This is a genomic window from Tolypothrix sp. PCC 7712 (assembly GCF_025860405.1).
GTDB classification, from domain to species: Bacteria; Cyanobacteriota; Cyanobacteriia; order Cyanobacteriales; family Nostocaceae; genus Aulosira; species Aulosira diplosiphon.
The window spans coordinates 4,649,183-4,667,958 of record NZ_CP063785.1; the positions used below are offsets into that span (position 1 = coordinate 4,649,183).

Sequence of the window (18,776 nt, forward strand, 5' to 3'; positions counted from 1 at the left end):
ATATGCAAGCATCCGATAACCACGATCCTATTGATGGTATTGCCATTATTGGCATGGTAGGAAAATTTCCTGGCGCTAGAAATGTCGATGAATTATGGCGCAATCTCTGTGAGGGAGTAGAATCAACAACTTTTTTTCAAGATGAGGAATTAGATCCCAGTATTGACCCCAACCTTTGCCAAGATCCTAGCTACGTCAAAGCTAGAGGAACTATCCCCGGAGGCGAAACCTTTGATGCAGCTTTCTTTGGTATCAATCCCGCAGAAGCTGTAGTGATGGACCCCCAAGCCAGAGTTTTTCTAGAGTTGGTGTATGAAGCTTTAGAAAATGCTGGTTATGAATCAGAGTCTTTCGATGGTTTGATTGGGTTATACGCTGGTTGTGGACAAAATACTTATTTTGCTAACAACATTAGCGGCCGGATGGAAATTGTCGATCGCATCGGTGAATTCCAAACGATGCTAGCTAATGAAAAAGACTTTTTAACCACCCGTGCGGCGTATAAACTTAACCTCAAAGGCCCGGCTGTCAGTGTAAATACTGCTTGCTCTACTTCATTAGTAGCAATTATCCAAGCTTGTCAAGCCCTAAGCAACTATCAATGTGATTTGGCTTTAGCTGGTGGTGTATCTATGACTACACCCCAAAATAGCGGTTATATAGCTCAAGAAGGCAGTATGCTTTCCGGTGATGGACATTGTCGCCCCTTCGATGTCAACGCTCAAGGCACAATGTTCAATAACGGCGCAGGAATAGTTGCCCTAAAGCGTTTAGAAGATGCACTGCAAGATGGCGATCGCATTTATGCGGTAATTCGGGGGCTGGGTATTAATAATGATGGTGGTGATAAGGTAAGCTTTACGGCTCCCAGTGTAGATGGACAAGCCGAAGCCATTGCGATGGCCCAAGCTTACGCCAACATTCACCCCGAAACTATCTCTTATATTGAAGCGCACGGTACAGCCACACCGCTAGGTGACCCGATTGAAATTGAAGCCTTAACCCAAGCATTCCGAGTCCATACAGATGCGAAACAATTTTGTGCGATTGGCTCAGTCAAAAGCAATCTTGGGCATTTAGTAGCAGCCGCTGGGGTAACGGGTTTAATTAAAACTGCGCTCTCGCTGTATCACAAAAAGCTACCCCCAAGCCTGAATTTTACAGCCCCCAACCCCAAGATTGATTTTGCCAATAGCCCCTTCTATGTCAATACCAAACTAGTGGAATGGCCAGAAGGTGAAACTCCGCGCCGTGCTGGTGTGAGTTCCTTTGGTGTGGGTGGGACAAATGCTCATGTAGTTTTGGAAGAAACCCCAGAAATTCAATCTTCTGGTGCTTCTCGCCCACAGCAGCTATTGTTGCTCTCCGCCAAAACAAGTACAGCCTTAGATGCTGCAACCGCCAATTTACAGCAACATCTGCAATATAACGCCGAAGTTAACTTGGCTGATGTTGCCTATACCTTACAGCGTGGACGTAAAGCCTTCAACTATCGCCGCTATGTAGTTTGTCACGATATTACAGATGCGATCGCCTCTCTGCAATCTTTAGACCCCAATCAAGTCAGTACTCGTCATACAGAAATCCGTAATCCCCCTGTTGCTTTCATGTTCCCAGGGCAAGGATCGCAATATGTGAATATGGGATTGAATCTCTACAATCGCGAACCTATATTTCGTGAAGTAGTAGATCGATGTGCGGAAATTCTCAAACCTTTGCTGGGGAGAGATTTACGAGAAATCATGTATCCCGCGCCAGGCGATCGCGAAACTGCGGCTATTTCTTTAAAACAAACCTTCTTTACCCAGCCAGCATTATTCGTGATTGAATACGCCCTAGCGCAACTATGGCAAAGTTGGGGAGTCAAACCCCAAGCCATGATTGGGCATAGTATTGGTGAATTTGTCGCCGCCTGTATTGCGGGTGTATTTAGCTTAGAAGATGCGCTGCTGTTGGTTGCAACTCGCGGGCGCTTAATGTGGGAATTACCGGGAGGAGCCATGCTTTCAGTGCGTCTCCCAGCTAAAGAGGTAGAGCCGCGATTGAGTGCAGAATTAGCGATCGCTGCTATTAACGGCCCTTCCCTATGTGTAGTTGCAGGCCCTACAGAGGCGATCGCATCACTACAACAACAACTAGAAAGCGAAGAAATTGTCTGTCGCTATCTCCATACCTCCCATGCTTTCCACTCCCCAATGATGGATAGCATTGTGGCTCCCTTTGCAGAGGTAGTTGCACAAGTTAAATTATCCGCGCCTCAAATTCCCTTTGTTTCCACAGTTACCGCTAACTGGATTACATCTGAACAAGCCACTGATCCAATGTATTGGGCAAATCATCTGCTCCAGACAGTGAGATTTGCGGAAGGCGTACAAACTCTCTGGGAACAGCCAGAACGGGTACTGCTGGAGGTAGGGCCACGCGCGACAACTGCAACCCTAGCGCGCCAACAAGCAAAAGATATCAAACAACAAATTGCGATCGCATCTCTGGCTGATAACGCTGAGAACGCAGCCGAATGGAATGCATTACTCAAAGCAGTAGGACAACTGTGGTTAGCAGGAGTGACTATCGACTGGAGCAATTTCTATCAAGACGAAACACGCCAGCGAATCCCGCTTCCGACTTATCCCTTTGAACGCCAACGTTTTTGGATTGATCCACTACCCCATCCCAACCGCGCCAAAACTACTCAACCTCCCAATCCCCAAATTTTAGAGAAACCTGCAACTATGTCATCCCCCAAGCAAAAACTTATTCCCCTGCTCAAAGAAGTTCTCGAAGAAACCTCTGGACTAGAAATCGCTGGTTTTGACGACTCGACAACGTTTTTAGAAATGGGGTTAGATTCCCTATCTTTAACTCAAGTTGGGCTAGCGTTAAAGAAAAAATTTAAAGTCAAGGTAACACTCAGACAGTTACTAGAAGTTTGCCCAAATTTAGGAACCTTGGCTGACTTAGTTAATGAAGGTTTGTCTCCAGAAACTGTATCCGCGCTTGGTTTGACAGAAACCGTTGCAGAACCTACTCCCGAAGCACCATTACCGACACCTGTAACTACATCTCCGATAGTGCATCAAGTCCCAACAAATGTATCTGCACCGCAACAAATTGCTGCTCAACCTGTTGTTGCATCCAGTTTCCTAGAAACTGTGATTAATCAGCAGCTACAAATCATGACTCAACAATTGGCGTTACTGGGTAACAACAATTTATCCCTAACAACGCCAGTTGTACCGACAGTATCCACTCCGCAAAATACTGTATCTGTTACCCCTACCCAAACCACCAAAGAAGTAAAACCAACAGTAGAAGCTGAATCCAACGGTGCTAAAAAGGCATTTGGTGCAGCAGCGCGAATTGAAAAAACCCAGAAAACTCTGACAACCGCACAACGCACTTATCTAGATAAATTTATCCAACGATATACAAAACGGACGCAACAATCTAAAGAATATACCCAATCTCATCGCCGTTACTTGGCAGATCCCAGAAGTGTTTCTGGCTTCAACCCCACGATGAAAGAGATGGTTTACCCAATTGTGGTATCTCGTTCATCAGGTTCTAAACTTTGGGACATTGACGGTAACGAATATGTTGATTTAAGCAATGGTTTTGGTTTGAATTTATTTGGTTGGTCACCAGCTTTTATTACCGAAGCAATTGAAGCCCAACTGAAACTTGGTATGGAAATCGGCCCCCAAACTCCTTTAGTGGGAGAAGTCGCAAAGTTGATGTGTGAATTGACCAACTTTGACCGCGCCGCTTTTTGTAACACAGGTTCAGAAGCCGTTTTAGGGGCGATGCGGTTAGCGCGGACAATCACAGGCCGTAACTTAATCGCCATCTTTTCGGGAGCCTATCACGGCATTTTAGATGAAGTCATTGTTCGCGGTAGCAAGCAACTGCGGTCAATTCCCGCCGCGCCTGGTATTCCCCCAGAAAAAGTAGAGAATATTTTGGTACTGGATTATGATTCACCCGAATCTTTAGAAATCCTCAAAAGTCGGGCTGATGAATTAGCTGGGGTGATGGTGGAATCTGTACAAAGCCGCCGCCCAGAATACCAACCCAAGGAATTCTTGCAGCAATTGCGTGAGTTTACTGAAGAGGCTGATATTGCTCTCATCTTTGATGAAATCGTCACAGGATTTAGAATTCATCCCGGTGGCGCACAAGCTCACTTCGGTATTAAAGCTGACATTGCCACCTACGGTAAGATAGTCGGCGGTGGGCTACCGATTGGAGTCATTGCTGGGACATCAAAATATATGGATGCTCTCGATGGTGGCTTTTGGCAGTATGGTGATGATTCAGTTCCAGAGGTTGGTGTCACTTACTTTGCCGGTACTTTCGTCCGCCATCCCCTAGCACTAGCAGCCGCAAAAGCAGTACTGCAACATTTAAAGCAGAGTGGCCCCAGCTTACAGCAAAATCTCAATGCTAGAACCGATAAGTTTGTAGCAGAAATAATGAGATGTTTCCAACAAGTAAATGCACCCTTCACAGCCTATAATTTCGGTTCCCTATTCATGGTGAAACCTGCGCCAGAGTTCATATATGGAGATTTGTTCTTTTACTTGATGCGGGAAAAGGGAGTACATATTTGGGATCACCGTCCTTGCTTCCTCACCACCGCCCATTCGGAAGCTGATTTGGCTTTCGTGATGACGGCTTTTAAAGAGAGTCTTGCTGAAATGCAAGCTGCTGGCTTCTTTGCTACACCTGCTGAAGAAGTCACAACCCGCAGCCAAAATGAAGTTGTCGTTACCAATAACAGCCTCCGCAATCGTCCTCCCCAGCCTGGTGCAAAATTAGGACGCGATCCGCAAGGTAACCCCTCTTGGTATATCCCCGATCCTGAGCGTCCTGGGAAATATTTACAAGTCGCCGGTGTTTCCTAAAGTACTGTAAAAATCGGCGTTGCTGGCGGAATGATTTGTTTCATCCAATTCAGCAGCGCCAAACATCAATCACATAAATCTAGAAATCATCATCTACTGAAATACAAATTTATCTGCGTCCATCCTCTTCTATCGGCAGTTAATTATTTCTTTTGACAAATTTGTAAAAATTGTCCCAGCAAAAGTATCAATGTATAAACACATTAATTCGCTTACTTCTCTGCGGGGTATTGCAGCTTTAGTTGTTGTTATCCATCATTTCTCTTACTACACATTACCTAAAATTGGTTCCACATTATCAACATATAGCAATTTTTTTCATAATGGATATTTGTGGGTAGACTTTTTCTTTATCTTGAGTGGTTTCATCATGACCCACGTTTATGCTAGAGATTTTTCTGCAAAATTGAATTCAGCTAACTATCGCTCATACTTACTTTCGCGGTTTGCCAGAATTTATCCTCTACATATATTCATTTTGTCTTTATTTATTGGATTAGAAATTTTAAAAGCCTGTTTAATTCATCATTCTGTGTTCACGGGGAAGTTTAACTTAACAGCCTTGTTTGCCAATGTTTTTCTTCTCCAAGCCTTTGACCTCAATTGCCCGCCTCTATTTTGGTGTAATACTTATTGGAATGAGCCTGCTTGGTCAATTAGTGTTGAGTTTGTAATTTACTGTATATTTCCATTTTTATTATTCTTTATATTAAGAAACAATTATAAAAATGATTTGCTGATGTATATTTCTAGTCTCTTGGGTATATTATTATTAATTACTTTTACTCGTGGGAATTTAGATAGTATTATTGGCGTACCTGCGATAGCTAGATGCGGACTAGAATGTGTACTTGGCATTATCACTTACAAAGTCTATCGTCGAGGTCATTATCAAAAGTATTTTAATCTCAATTTATTAGCAATCATAGCTATAACTTGGATAATGTTAATTATGCATAATTACTGGCATCATTGGCGGAGCCTTCATGATTGGCTAATTTTACCAGGGTTTTCTTTACTTATTTTGGCTGTAGCTGTCAATAACAAAGGGATGATATCAAAATTTTTAAATTCACAGCTAATGCTCTATCTTGGGACAATATCTTACTCAGTTTATCTGGTTCATTGGTTTATTCAAGAAATAATTAAATTTGTCTGGTCTTATGAATTTAACGAAATTTTTGGGCAAAGTTTTACTAGGTTAGAAAACTTCCTCGCTCTAGGAGTATTTTTGATGATTACTTTATTAGTAGCATCACTAACATATAAATTTGTAGAGGTTCCTATGCGTCATTATTTAAAGTCAAAACTTTTAGCTAACCAGTATTGAGTATCAGCAGTTTATTAAACCAAAATCCATCTAAAACCATTAAATAGCTTGAGAGAATAAGAGATTTTTATGACTTTATCACCTGTAAATTTCCAGTCTGAATTAACTGCTGTTGAGTTTGACCCATTTGCAGAGGGAGAATTACTATTAACTGCTCCTGCTACTGAATCTCAAAAAGAAATTTGGGCTTCTGTGCAAATGGGGGATGCGGCAAATTGTGCTTATAACGAATCCCAATCTCTGCGATTCAAAGGTAAACTTGATGTTACAGTTTTCCAATCTGCACTGCAAGAGTTAGTGCTACGTCATGAAGCGCTCAGAACAACTTTTAGCACAGATGGTAATACGCTCTGCATTGTTGATTCGCTACAAATTGAAATCCCAATTATTGATATTTCTAGCCTAGAACCACAAGAGCAACAGGAAAAATTAGCTAGTATCAGAATACAAGAAGTAGAAAAACCCTTTGATTTGGAACATGGCCCCCTATTCCGGGCGCAAATTATCAAATTGCAGCCGCAAGAACATATAGCGATTTTAACGGCTCATCATATTATTTGTGATGGTTGGTCTTGGGCGGTGCTGATGCCAGATTTAGGTAAACTGTATTCTGGCTTGCTAGAAGGTATTGTTCCCGAATTAGATGAAAGCGATCGCCTCAGTGATTATGCTGTTTTGCAAGAAGAAGAGGTAGATAGTCCAGAAGCGATCGCCACTGAACAATACTGGTTAGAACAATTCGCTGACTCTGTACCTGTACTAGATTTCCCCTGCGATCGCCCTCGCCCACATATCAGAACTTTTAACGCCGCGCGCGAAGATTGGCAATTAAATCCGCAATTAGTTGCAGATCTCAAACAGCTAGGCACAAAATTTGGTTGTAGTTTTATGACTACTATCCTGGCAGGATTTGAGGCTTGGCTACACCGTATCACCGGACAAAATGACTTGGTTGTGGGTATTCCCGCCGCCGGACAAGCTGCTTTAGGTCAATATAATCTCGTAGGTCACTGTGTAAATTTATTACCACTACGTAGCCAAATTAATGGCGCACAATCTTTCAGCGAATATTTGCAAAGTCGTCGTTCTACTGTTTTAGATGCCTACGATCATCAACAATTTACCTTTGGGAGTCTAGTTAAAAAATTAAGTATTCCAAGGGATTCGAGCCGGATTCCTTTGGTTCCGATTACATTTAATATCGATCAAGGTTTAGATAGCGATAAACTCCCCTTCAGTGGTTTAGAAGTAGAATTTTTCTCTAACCCTCGCTCCTTTGAGAACTTTGAGCTATTTATTAATGCTACAGAATTACGCGGTCAACTAACTCTGGAATGTCAGTACAACACTAACTTATTTGATGCTGACACTATCCACCGCCGGATGGCAGAGTTTGAAACTTTGTTGCAGGGTATAGTTGCAAATCCCAATCAAACTATTGCGAAATTGCCAATTTTACCAGCAGTTGAGCAACAGCTATTAGCAGCTTGGAACCAAACTCAAACCAACTATCCTCAAGATCAATCCATCCATCAATTATTTGAGGAACAGGTAGCGCGTACCCCTGATGCTGTGGCTTTGGTATTTCAAGGACAGCAACTTACTTATCAAGAGTTAAATACTCGCGCCAATCAATTAGCACAATACCTACAAACATTAGGAGTAGGCGCAGATGTGTTGGTGGGAATCTGCGTGGAACGCTCTTTAGAAATGATAGTAGGTCTATTAGGTATTCTGAAAGCTGGTGGGGCTTATGTACCTTTAGATCCGGGTTATCCCCAAGAACGTTTGGCGTTCATGCTTGCGGATACCCAAATTAAATTATTAGTCACCCAAAAACGACTAGTTGAAAAACTACCTACTCATAACGCAAATGTAATTTGCTTAGATGCAGATTGGCATACTATCAGCCAACAAGCAGCAGAGAATTTAATTACTAATGTCAAGCCTCATAACTTGGCTTATGTAATGTATACATCTGGTTCTACAGGTCAGCCTAAAGGTGTTAGTGTTATTCATCAAGGTGTAGTGAGGTTAGTTAAAGAAACTAACTATGTCAGTCTCACCGAAAAAGAAATATTCCTGCAAATTAGTCCTGTTTCTTTCGACGCTTCCACTTTTGAAATTTGGGGGTGTTTACTTAACGGTGGCAAATTAGTTATCTTCCCTCCTCATACCCCATCTTTAGATGAATTAGGGGGAATTATTCAGCAATACCAAGTGACAACACTGTGGCTGACAGCAGGTTTATTCCACTTGATAGTTGATGAAAAAATTGAGGCTTTAAAACCCTTGCGTCAACTGTTAGCAGGTGGTGATGTTTTATCTGTTCCCCATGTTCAGAAATTTCTTAATACGGTAGAAAACTGTAAATTAATTAATGGTTACGGGCCAACAGAAAGTACAACTTTCACTTCCTGTTATGAAATTACAGCACCATTAAAGCCAGGGGTTTCTATTCCGATCGGTCGTCCAATTGCTAATACCCAAGTTTATATTTTGGACTCCCATTTACAACAAGTTCCTATTGGCATTACAGGTGAGTTGTATATTGGTGGTGATGGTTTAGCACGAGAATATTTCAATCGTCCAGATTTAACTGCTGAGAGATTTATTGCGAACCCCTTGAGCGCAGATTCTCAATCACGCTTATATAAGAGTGGTGACTTGGCGCGCTATTTGCCCAATGGCGAGATTGAATACCTCGGTCGGATTGATAACCAGGTAAAAGTTAGTGGTTTCCGCATTGAATTGGGTGAAATTGAAATTGCACTTTTACAATCTCCGCTAGTGAAAGAAGCTGTAGTAATTGTGCGTGAAGATTCTCCTGGGGAGAAATTGCTAGTTGGGTATTTTGTAGCTGAAACTAATGAAGATAGTTCGCAAATTATTTCAGAGTTACGGAGATTCTTAAAACAACAATTGCCTGAGTATATGGTGCCAAAGATTTTTGTGGCACTAGAAGCTTTACCTCTGAATGCGAACGGCAAAGTAGATCGCCGCGCCTTGCCAAAGCCTGATGCTTATAGTCCAGAATTGGAAGCAAATTATGTTGCACCGCGCACTCCCATTGAGCAGAAAATTTCAGATATCTGGACGCAGGTTTTAAATGTCAAGCGAGTTGGGATTTACGATAACTTTTTTGAATTGGGCGGATATTCTCTTTTAGGAATTCAAGTAATTTCTCGCCTGAGACAGGCTTTGCAAGTAGAAATTTTGATGTCCAATTTATTTGAATTACCCACGGTAGCAGATTTGGCTGAACGAGTAGAAACTCTGCGTTGGGCTACTCAAGGTATTGAAGGTGCTGAGAGTGATTCAGCAGATGATTACGAAGAAGGTGAGCTTTGATACTTCCATAGCTAATCAGCTTTGGTGAGGGAAGGGGAGAAATCCCCATTACCCATTACCAATTACCCATTCCCCATACAGCCACATTTTCCACGAGGTTTTATGAAAACATTGGATGAACTACTATCTGAGCTACGTCAGCGCGATGTCAAACTTTGGTTAGAGGGCGATCGCCTGCGTTATCGCGCAGCAAAAGACAGCCTGACACCAGAATTGTTGAATGAGTTAAAAACGCAAAAAGCTGAAATCATCAACTTTCTGCACCAAGTTACCACAACCGCCACTTCTAAAATTCCGCCAATTGTCGCTTGTGAGCGAACTGGTAATTTGCCGGTTTCTTTTGGACAGCAACGCTTATGGTTTCTGCATCAATTTGAACCGAATAGTTCCTCAAATAATATGCCCGTTGTGGTGCGGTTTACGGGGAATCTCAATGTTGCTGTGTTAGAGGAAAGTTTGCGCGAAGTTGTCCGTCGCCATGAAGTTTTGCGGACAACTTTCCCGGCTGTGAATGGTAAGCCGACTCAAGTCATCGCCACAGATGTTTCCTTAAAGCTACCAGTTATTGACTTACAGCAAGTACCAGAGGAACAAAAAGAGACAGAAGCTCATATATTAGCAACCAAAGAAGCTCATCAACCCTTTGATTTAGCCAATGGGCCAGTTTTGCGAGTGCTGCTGCTGCGGTTGAGCGATCGCGAACATTTGCTGATTTGGAATATGCACAGTATAGTTTGCGATGGTGCTTCTTCTGATGTTTTCTATCAAGACTTTACTACCATCTACAAAGCACTGTCAGCAGGCCAGCCTTCGCCTTTACCACCCTTACCAGTGCAGTATGCTGATTTTACTCATTGGCAACATCAATGGCTGCAAGGTGAGGTTTTAGAGTCACAAGTAAACTACTGGAAGCAAAAGCTAAAAGGCCATTTACCAATCATAGACTTACCTTACGATTATCCCCGTCCCCAAGGAGCACAAACTTACCGAGGCGATCGCGCTGCTTTGTTACTACCCAAGGCGCTCAATCATGCGTTGACAGACTTGAGTCAAAAATGGGGAGCCACCCTGTTTATGACGCTACTAACAGTATTTGAGCTATTACTTTATCGCTATTCTGGGCAAGAAGATTTACTAGTTAGCTTTGCTAGTGCTGGACGCGGACAAGTTGAAACCGAAAGACTGATTGGATTTTTCTCGAATACTTTGGTACTGCGGAGTAATTTAGCTGGTAATCCCACTTTCCGAGAATTATTAGACCGAGTACGTAAGGATTGTTTAGAAGCTTATAGCCATCAAGACTTACCTTTTGAAAGACTTATTGAAGAACTTAAACCAGAACAACAAAGCCGTAATACTTCCTCATTATTTCAAGTAAAATTCTCCCTGAATCCGCCTTGGTCAAATGGTCGTGGTATGGCTGCGGTAGAATTACCTGATTTGACGATCGCTTCTCTATTTGGCTACATCTATCATGGCAAGACCAAATACGATCTGACATTGGTATTGCGGGAACAGGATAATGGTTTGGGCATGGTATTTGATTACAATGCCGAGATGTTTGATACCAGTACTGTAGAACGGATGCTGGGACACTACAAAACTTTACTGGAAGCTATTGTTGCTAACCCAGATCAGCCGATTTCGGAATTACCGCTGTTAACAGCCGGGGAACAGCAATTATTAGTTGATTGGCATGGCAAACAAGCTGATTATCCCCAAGATATTTGTATACATCAGTATTTTGAGAATCAAGTTAAACAAACTCCCGATAATATTGCAGTCAGTTTTACAAATCAGCAGTTAACCTATCAAGAACTCAATCAGCGCGCAAATCAACTAGCTCACTATTTGCAAACTTTAGGCGTAGGAGCCGGGGTAAATGTCGGTTTGTATTTAGAACCTTCCCTAGAAACGATTGTGGGGCTATTAGGTATTTTAAAAGCTGGCGGCACATCTGTTGCGATCGCACCTACACTTGGGGCTGAGATTTTAGCAGATGCTCAAGTATCTTTTCTCTTAACTCAAAGTTCCTTAGTTGAGAACATTCCTGAGTATCAGGCAAAAGTTATCTGTATAGATACTGAATTAACAAGTATCTCTTTGCACTCAAATGACAATCTAGTTTGTAGTGAAACACGCTCAGAAATTCTTTTAGGAAAAGTGATCGCTAATACCCAAGTCTACATCCTCGACAAGCGATCGCAACTTTTACCCATCGGCGTGACTGGGGAAATCTACATCAGCGGTATCGGCATTACTCAAGGCTACTTCAACCTTCCTGAGTTAACATCTGAGAAATTTATTCCTAATCCTTTTAGCAACGAATCTGGAGCATATCTTTACAAAACTGGTGACTTAGGACGCTACTTAAGTGATGGCAATATTCAGTTTTTGGGAAGTTTAGATCATCAAGTCAAAATTTCTCAAAATCTAACTAATACTCAAATAGAAAAAACATTTGTTCCCCCACAAGACTCATTACAAATTCAGTTAACAGAAATTTGGCAGAATTTCTTAGGTATTCATCCAATTGGCATCACAGACAACTTTTTTGATTTGGGTGGACATTCACTAATTGCAGTCAGGCTATTTGCTGAAATTGAAAAAACTTTTGGCAAAACTCTACCTTTATCTATTCTTTTACAAGCCCCAACAATTGAGCAATTAGCTCATTTTATTCGCGACAAACAGACTGAAAAACAAGCAAATATTGAGCAACCGAGATATTTAGTTAAAGACTTTTTTGGCAAAGTTATATCCAAAGTTTTTAAAGGTGAAAATTCCTCACAAATTGTAGATGAAAAGCAAACCAATTTAGAGACAAGAGAATGGCTGCTTTCTTCATCACTAGTACCACTACAACCCAACGGTAATAAGCCACCTTTATTTTGTGTTCATGGTGCTGGTGAAAGTGTGCTTTACTATCGCGATTTTGCTAATTATCTTGGTGCAGACCAGCCAGTTTATGCATTACAAGCTATAGGCGTGGATGGTAAAAAAGCCCCCCTTACCCGTGTTGAAAAAATGGCGGCTCACTATATTAAAGAAATCCAAACTATTCAACCACAAGGCCCTTATTTTTTAGGAGGTTATTCTTTTGGTGGCTTAGTAGTTTGGGAAATGGCTCGACAGCTAGCTGCACAAGGTCAAAAGGTTGCTTTGTTAGCTTTATTTGATACTAGTAATACCATTCGTCTCCAGACTAATATCAAGCCTATACCTACACAGAAGCGCATTTCTCACCATTGGGATAACCTTATAGAAATTGGCCCTGAATACATTCTTCAGCAAATAGAAGGTAAGTGCAGTTGGATTGATTATATGGTTAAACGAAAGCTAAATAAATTAAGTTTCAAAGCTTACCTAAATATCTCCCGCTTCTTACCTTACGCCTACCGCAAACAAGTAAAAATTAAAGATTTTAACAAACAAGCGGCTAAGGAATATGTTCCCAAAGCTTATGTGGGTAGAGTTACTGTATTTAGAGCAGAAGAACGCCCTGTAAGTGTGGTAGATCCAAACATGGGTTGGGGTGAATTGGCTTTAGGTGGCTTGGATATCCAACATGTTCCAGGAAACCACTTCTCAATTTTTAACGAACCCTATGTTCAATCTTTGTCAGAAAAGATGAAGGTTTGTATTGAGAAAGCTATGGCAGAGGCTTCATAATCCATGAATTTAAAATTATTGGCTGTTAGAAATTAATGGAATGAAGCATTAGGCTTATTAGAAATATAATTCAGGCTGGTAGAAAGTAAATTTACTTTCTACCATTTTTGTATCAGGATGGATTAACCACCGATAGAGGAATATTAATACCAATTCAAATAATGTTTGCGACACATCAATATATTCTACAGGGCACGGCAATGCCCATTAGTGTCAACTTAACGTGAAACCCGCTTTGTAGCTAGGTTTTCGCCCTCACCCCCAACCCCTCTCCCGCCGGGAGAGGGGAGCAAGAGATTTAATTCCCCTTCTCCTGGGGGAGAAGGGGTTAGGGGATGAGGGCGCGAGGTATTTGTACAACGCCCGCCCTATATAGCTTTTAGCTTAAGTTGACACAGGTGGGCAATGCCTTGCCCCTATAATCTGTGGCATTCTTTTTTCAAATTTGTATAACGCTGATATACTCAAGATATTTACAATTTTGCCAGTTAATATTAGGACAATTAGATTTAGTGATAATAAAAAAGTAGAGTGAGTAATGCTCACTCTACTTGTATTTCGGAAATCTATATAGAAACCCTAATAGTTGCTCAAGAGTGTGAAAGTTCCCAATCTTGCAGCATCAATATAGCTTGTTTATAAACAGAGATATCTACCTGATTAACTTCTATTTTCTGCCCAATTGCTTGGAGTAGGGTAATTGTTAATTTGCCACCTAAGTGTTCACGGAACTCACTCAGTCCTCTAAATAAATAATGAGGATGTTCTGGCTGATGTAATTGCTCTCTTAATGCAGATAGGTACAAAGTGAAGCCTAATGTTTCCAGTGTGCCTAAAATCTTTTGCCATTCTGATTGCGATAGTAGTCCTGTTAAATAGGAATAGGTGCTATCTAAGGCTATACCAATCGCCACAGCTTCACCGTGACGCAATTTGTAGTAGGTGATGTCTTCCAATTTATGAGCCGCCCAATGCCCAAAATCTAAGGGACGGGATGAACCTTTTTCAAAGGGATCACCGCTATTGGCAATATGTTCTAAATGCAATTGAGCGCAACGATAAATTACCTGTTCCATAGCTCTCATATCACGAGCAGCTAATTTCTCAGCAGATTGCATAATGAACTCGAAGAAATCTGCATCTTTGATTAATGCTACCTTCACAGCCTCTGCAATGCCCGATCGCCAATCGCGATCGCTCAGACTGGTGAGAAAATCAAAGTCATTCAATACTGCATAAGGTGGCATAAATGTGCCGAGGAAGTTTTTCTTACCGTAGGCATTGATGCCATTTTTTACACCTATACCAGAATCGTTTTGCGCTAACACTGTGGTCGGTACTCGTATTAATCGAATCCCTCGGTGCGCTGTTGCTGCTGCGTATCCTACCATGTCTAATAATGCTCCACCCCCAATGGCTAATACGTAAGAGTGGCGACATAATCCAGCAGCATCAATCATCTGATGAATTTGTTCTACAAATCTTGGCTCGTTCTTAACTATTTCTCCACCGGGAATGATGATTGGAGGCTCACTTAAGTTGATGACATCTGAATAAAAATCTGCATAAACTGATATTTGTTTTAATAGTCCATGCTGATGTTTTAACAGTCCTCCATCTACTATTGCTAGAACTTTTTTTGCCGTTATTTCTCCATCTGCGGCAATTACTTGCGCTAGTAAAGAATTGTCTAATTGAAACAGACCATTGCTAAAGTAAACATCGTAGTTAAAGTTAACACAGACAGATTGCTGAATTGCTTGCAGGCTAGTAGAAGGCTTGTGTGTAATGAGCATCTTTAGTGAATAATTTTTTAAGTATTACTATCCCAAGTTGGGATTTTTTAGTAGCTAGGAATTGCCCAGATTCCATCATTAAGAAGGCATTCCAGTACTGAAATACTGAAATGCTTGATAGAAGATAGATTCTCACTAAGTAAGTGAGTGTAACTAGCTTAATTTCCTAGGTAAATCTGTGCAACATTCACATTCTGACTGCAATTTGCTTTAGGCTTTAACCTTTATTGAAAGGTACGTCTTAAGGGAGATTATTAAATTTCTAGAGTAGACTTATTCTATATAATTTGCCCTTATAAATCAGCACTTGATAGCCCTATCTTTACATGATCTTATTTAAATTCTACAGATTTTTATAGATTTAGTAAAGTTAGATATGAATTTTTTTATACATCTCAGTAATTTTCTTATAGTAGAAAAAATATGATTGCGATTATTGCGAGTGACTTAAATAAATATTTTTACGTAGGAAAAAGTTGGAAATTAGTTTGTCATACAAAAAACTTCAGGAATTATTTTGCATTAATCATGAGTAATGTCAACCAGTTGTTACATCATTGGCTAATACAGTCTGTGTCTCAGGAAGCACTGGCTTGGTTAGAACAAAAGCAAATACAGATTGCTAACGGTGCGCCTGAGAGGATATTTTATACTTCTTTTAGTGCTGTACCGCGTTATCTGGGTAAAAAGAATTTACAGCTAACATCCCAGGACTTAGCAGCAGCTAATGAATTAGTTCCTGGCTGGTCGCCTGGTAATTGGACTGTAGATCAAGCTGGTAGAATACTTTTAGTTTTAGCTTTACCCCACGATCGCACTGAAGATTATCTGCGATCGCTCGATAAGGTTTTTAGTGTTGCGGATATGGGGGAGTTGATTTCCCTGTATCAAAGTCTACCTTTACTGCCGCATCCAGAGTTACATCGCCAACGTGCGGCGGAAGGGATTCGCAGTAACATGACTAATGTATTCCAGGCGATCGCACTTAACAACCCCTATCCAGCCAATTATTTAGATAATATTGCTTGGAATCAGATGGTGCTGAAGGCTTTATTTGTGGGTAGTCCTTTGCATCAAATTTGGGGTCTAGACCAACGTGCTAATTCTGAATTAGCAAGGATGTTGGTAAACTATGCCCATGAACGTTGGGCTGCTAAACGTCCAGTATCACCAGAATTGTGGCGGCCAGTAGGAAAATTTGCCGATAATGCAATCATTGCAGATTTAGCCAAAGTATTAGCAGAGGGCAGCATTGCCGAAAAACAAGCAGCAGCCTTAGCTTGTTCGCAATCCCCTTTATTAGAAGCACAAGCACTACTATCTCTTTATCCAGACTTGCACTCAGCCATTGCCGAAGGTGAACTTACTTGGAGTAATTTTAGCCGCGATCGCGTCACAGTCTGCAAATAAAAAGCTTCCCCCTAAAAAATATGGGCACAGGGTAGAGACGCGATGAATCGCGTCTCTGTTACGCCAAGTCTCAGTACAGCGATTAATACTGCGTTATTCATTTTGAATTAGGAATTTTGAACTATTTATGATGTTTATCGATCCCCACATTCATATGTGTTCCCGTACCACCTATGATTACCTGATCATGCGGGAACATGGTATTGTCGCAGTGATTGAGCCATCTTTCTGGTTGGGACAACTCCGCACAACTGCTGGTTCCTTTAAAGATTACTTTAGTAGCTTGGTTGGGTGGGAACGCTTTCGCGCCAGTCAATTTGGGATTCAACATTACTGTACTATCGGACTCAACCCCAAAGAAGCTAACAACGAAGCCTTAGCCGCAGAAGTGATGGAATTGCTACCACTGTTTGCTTGTAAAGAAGGTGTGGTGGCGATTGGGGAAATTGGCTATGACGACATGACAGAAGCAGAAGATAAATACTTTTGCGAACAATTAGCCCTAGCTAAAGAACTGGATATGCTGGTAATGATTCATACCCCTCATCGTAATAAAAAAGCAGGGGCTAGCCGCAGTATGGATCGTTGCATTGAATATGGACTAGATCCATCACAAGTAATTATTGACCACAACAACGAAGAAACCGTTGAAGAAGTTTTAAACCGAGGTTTTTGGGCAGCTTTCACAATTTACCCTAAAACTAAGATGGGTAACGCTAGGATGGCAGACATTGTTCGTCAATATGGAAGTAATCGCATCATTGTAGATAGTAGCGCCGATTGGGGTGTGAGCGATCCCTTAGCAGTTCCGAAAACAGCACAGTTAATGTTAGACACAGGAATACCGGAGAAACACGTACAAGCTGTTTGCTATGAAAATGCCCTAGCAGCTTACGGTCAAACAGGACAAATGAAAGCTTCAGACTGGCTAGATGCGCCATCTGCTGACCAGTGTCAAATGTTCAACGGGAACTCAGTATTGCGGGGACAAGAACCGGGGATTAAGTCTGTTGCAGATTATGTGTTGATTGAGTAGGGATTGGGGATTGGGATTGGGAGAAGAGGAAAATGAGGGGGATGAGGAAGAAGAGGGAGCAGAGGAAGCAGGGGTGCAGGGGAGAATAGCCATTACTCATTACTCATTACTCATTACTCATTACTCGTTACCAATTACCCATTACCAATTACCTAATGACAAACACCAAATAATTAAGGACTCACAAGTGAATATTGTTGCAAGTTTAAATTTACCCAAGTGGCGCGGGTATTTAGAGTTGATGCGCCCGGCGAATATTGTGACTGCTTGGGCTGATATTTTAGTTGGTTTTGCGGCCTGTGGTTCTGGGGTAATTTTTACTCAATTAATTAATGGACAAGCAACGGCTGATGGTTTAATTCCCTTAGCTTGGTTGTTGCTGGCTACAACGGGATTATATGGCGGTGGTATCGTTTTTAACGATGTTTTTGATGCCGAATTAGATCAGCAAGAACGCCCATCAAGAGCGATTCCTAGCGGACGTGTGTCTCGCGAGAATGCGGCTTTATTGGGGATGATATTATTTGCGATCGCAATTTTTGCGGCTGCTCAAGTATCTTTGTTGAGTGTCACCATTGCTATATTCATTACTTTCGCAGCGCTATTGTATGACTCTGTAGGGAAGCATCATCCCTTTTTTGGCCCTTTAAATATGGGTGTGTGCCGTGGTAGTAACTTGTTATTGGGTGTCAGTGCTTTACCTGCTATGGTTGGGGAACGCTGGTATTTAGCGCTCATTCCTGTACTTTACATTGCCGCTATCACCGCAATTAGTCAAGGCGAAGTTCACGGTGGTAAAAGAATTACGGGAATAGTAGCGTTAATTTTAATTGCAATAGTATTGACAGCAGTTTTAAGTTTAGGCTTTTTCGCAGAATATACAGTAATTGCAGCGTTACCATTCGCAGCTTTATTAGCGGTGCGAGTATTACCTAATTTTATCCAAGCTGCGCGTGAGCCAGTACCAGAAAAAATCCGCAATGCGGTGAAAGTTGGTGTGTTGTCTTTAATTATTTTAGATGCAACCATTGCAGCTGGTTTTACTGGTTTAACTTACGGTTTATTAGTATTAATTTTGCTACCAATTTCTATGTCATTCGCCAAAATGTTTGCTGTTACTTGAAGTTGCAGGAGTGTAGCAACGCACCACAAATAAATTAAAAATGCAAGGTGCGTTAGCCTACGGCGTAACACACCCTACGGAAAAAATATTTTTACATAACAATAAAGGTATTTATCTCATGAAAATTCCACGTGTAGGGTGTGTTGTCGCGCAG

At 41.4% G+C, this 18,776-nt stretch carries 8 protein-coding genes; 7 read left to right on the forward strand and 1 reads right to left on the reverse strand.

Annotated elements, in window-relative coordinates; genetic code table 11:
- Window positions 1–2 precede the first annotated feature (2 nt).
- The 4 genes from HGR01_RS19140 to HGR01_RS19155 all read left to right on the forward strand — a co-directional run bounded on the left by HGR01_RS19140 (window position 3) and on the right by HGR01_RS19155 (window position 13,257).
- Window positions 3–4,904, forward strand: coding sequence for a type I polyketide synthase (locus HGR01_RS19140; RefSeq protein WP_045873879.1), 4,902 nt, complete (start codon window positions 3–5; stop codon window positions 4,902–4,904).
- Window positions 4,905–5,094: 190 nt separating this feature from the next.
- Entirely contained in the window at window positions 5,095–6,234 is a 1,140-nt protein-coding gene (locus tag HGR01_RS19145) for an acyltransferase family protein (RefSeq protein WP_045873880.1), read from the forward strand.
- A gap of 69 nt (window positions 6,235–6,303) precedes the next feature.
- On the forward strand, window positions 6,304–9,585 hold the full coding sequence (locus tag HGR01_RS19150; RefSeq protein ID WP_045873881.1) for a non-ribosomal peptide synthetase: 3,282 nt from the start codon (window positions 6,304–6,306) through the stop codon (window positions 9,583–9,585).
- Window positions 9,586–9,687: 102 nt separating this feature from the next.
- Window positions 9,688–13,257, forward strand: coding sequence for an alpha/beta fold hydrolase (locus HGR01_RS19155; RefSeq protein ID WP_045873882.1), 3,570 nt, complete (start codon window positions 9,688–9,690; stop codon window positions 13,255–13,257).
- Window positions 13,258–13,847: 590 nt separating this feature from the next.
- Here the strand turns inward: HGR01_RS19155 and HGR01_RS19160 are convergent.
- A complete protein-coding gene (locus HGR01_RS19160) occupies window positions 13,848–15,053 on the reverse strand; it encodes a 3-dehydroquinate synthase (protein ID WP_045873883.1) in 1,206 nt (401 codons plus the stop codon).
- A gap of 528 nt (window positions 15,054–15,581) precedes the next feature.
- Here HGR01_RS19160 and HGR01_RS19165 point away from each other — a divergent pair.
- From HGR01_RS19165 to eboC, 3 genes are all read left to right on the forward strand, one after another.
- Window positions 15,582–16,463 (forward strand): EboA family metabolite traffic protein, encoded by an 882-nt coding sequence (locus tag HGR01_RS19165; protein WP_045873980.1) that lies wholly within the window; start codon window positions 15,582–15,584, stop codon window positions 16,461–16,463.
- A gap of 127 nt (window positions 16,464–16,590) precedes the next feature.
- A complete protein-coding gene (locus tag HGR01_RS19170) occupies window positions 16,591–17,499 on the forward strand; it encodes a TatD family hydrolase (protein ID WP_071989474.1) in 909 nt (302 codons plus the stop codon).
- 16 nt (window positions 17,500–17,515) lie between these two features.
- Window positions 17,516–18,622 carry a UbiA-like protein EboC gene (gene eboC, locus HGR01_RS19175; protein ID WP_317891622.1) on the forward strand — a complete coding sequence of 369 codons (1,107 nt, stop codon included), beginning with the start codon at window positions 17,516–17,518 and terminating at the stop codon, window positions 18,620–18,622.
- Window positions 18,623–18,776 lie beyond the last annotated feature (154 nt).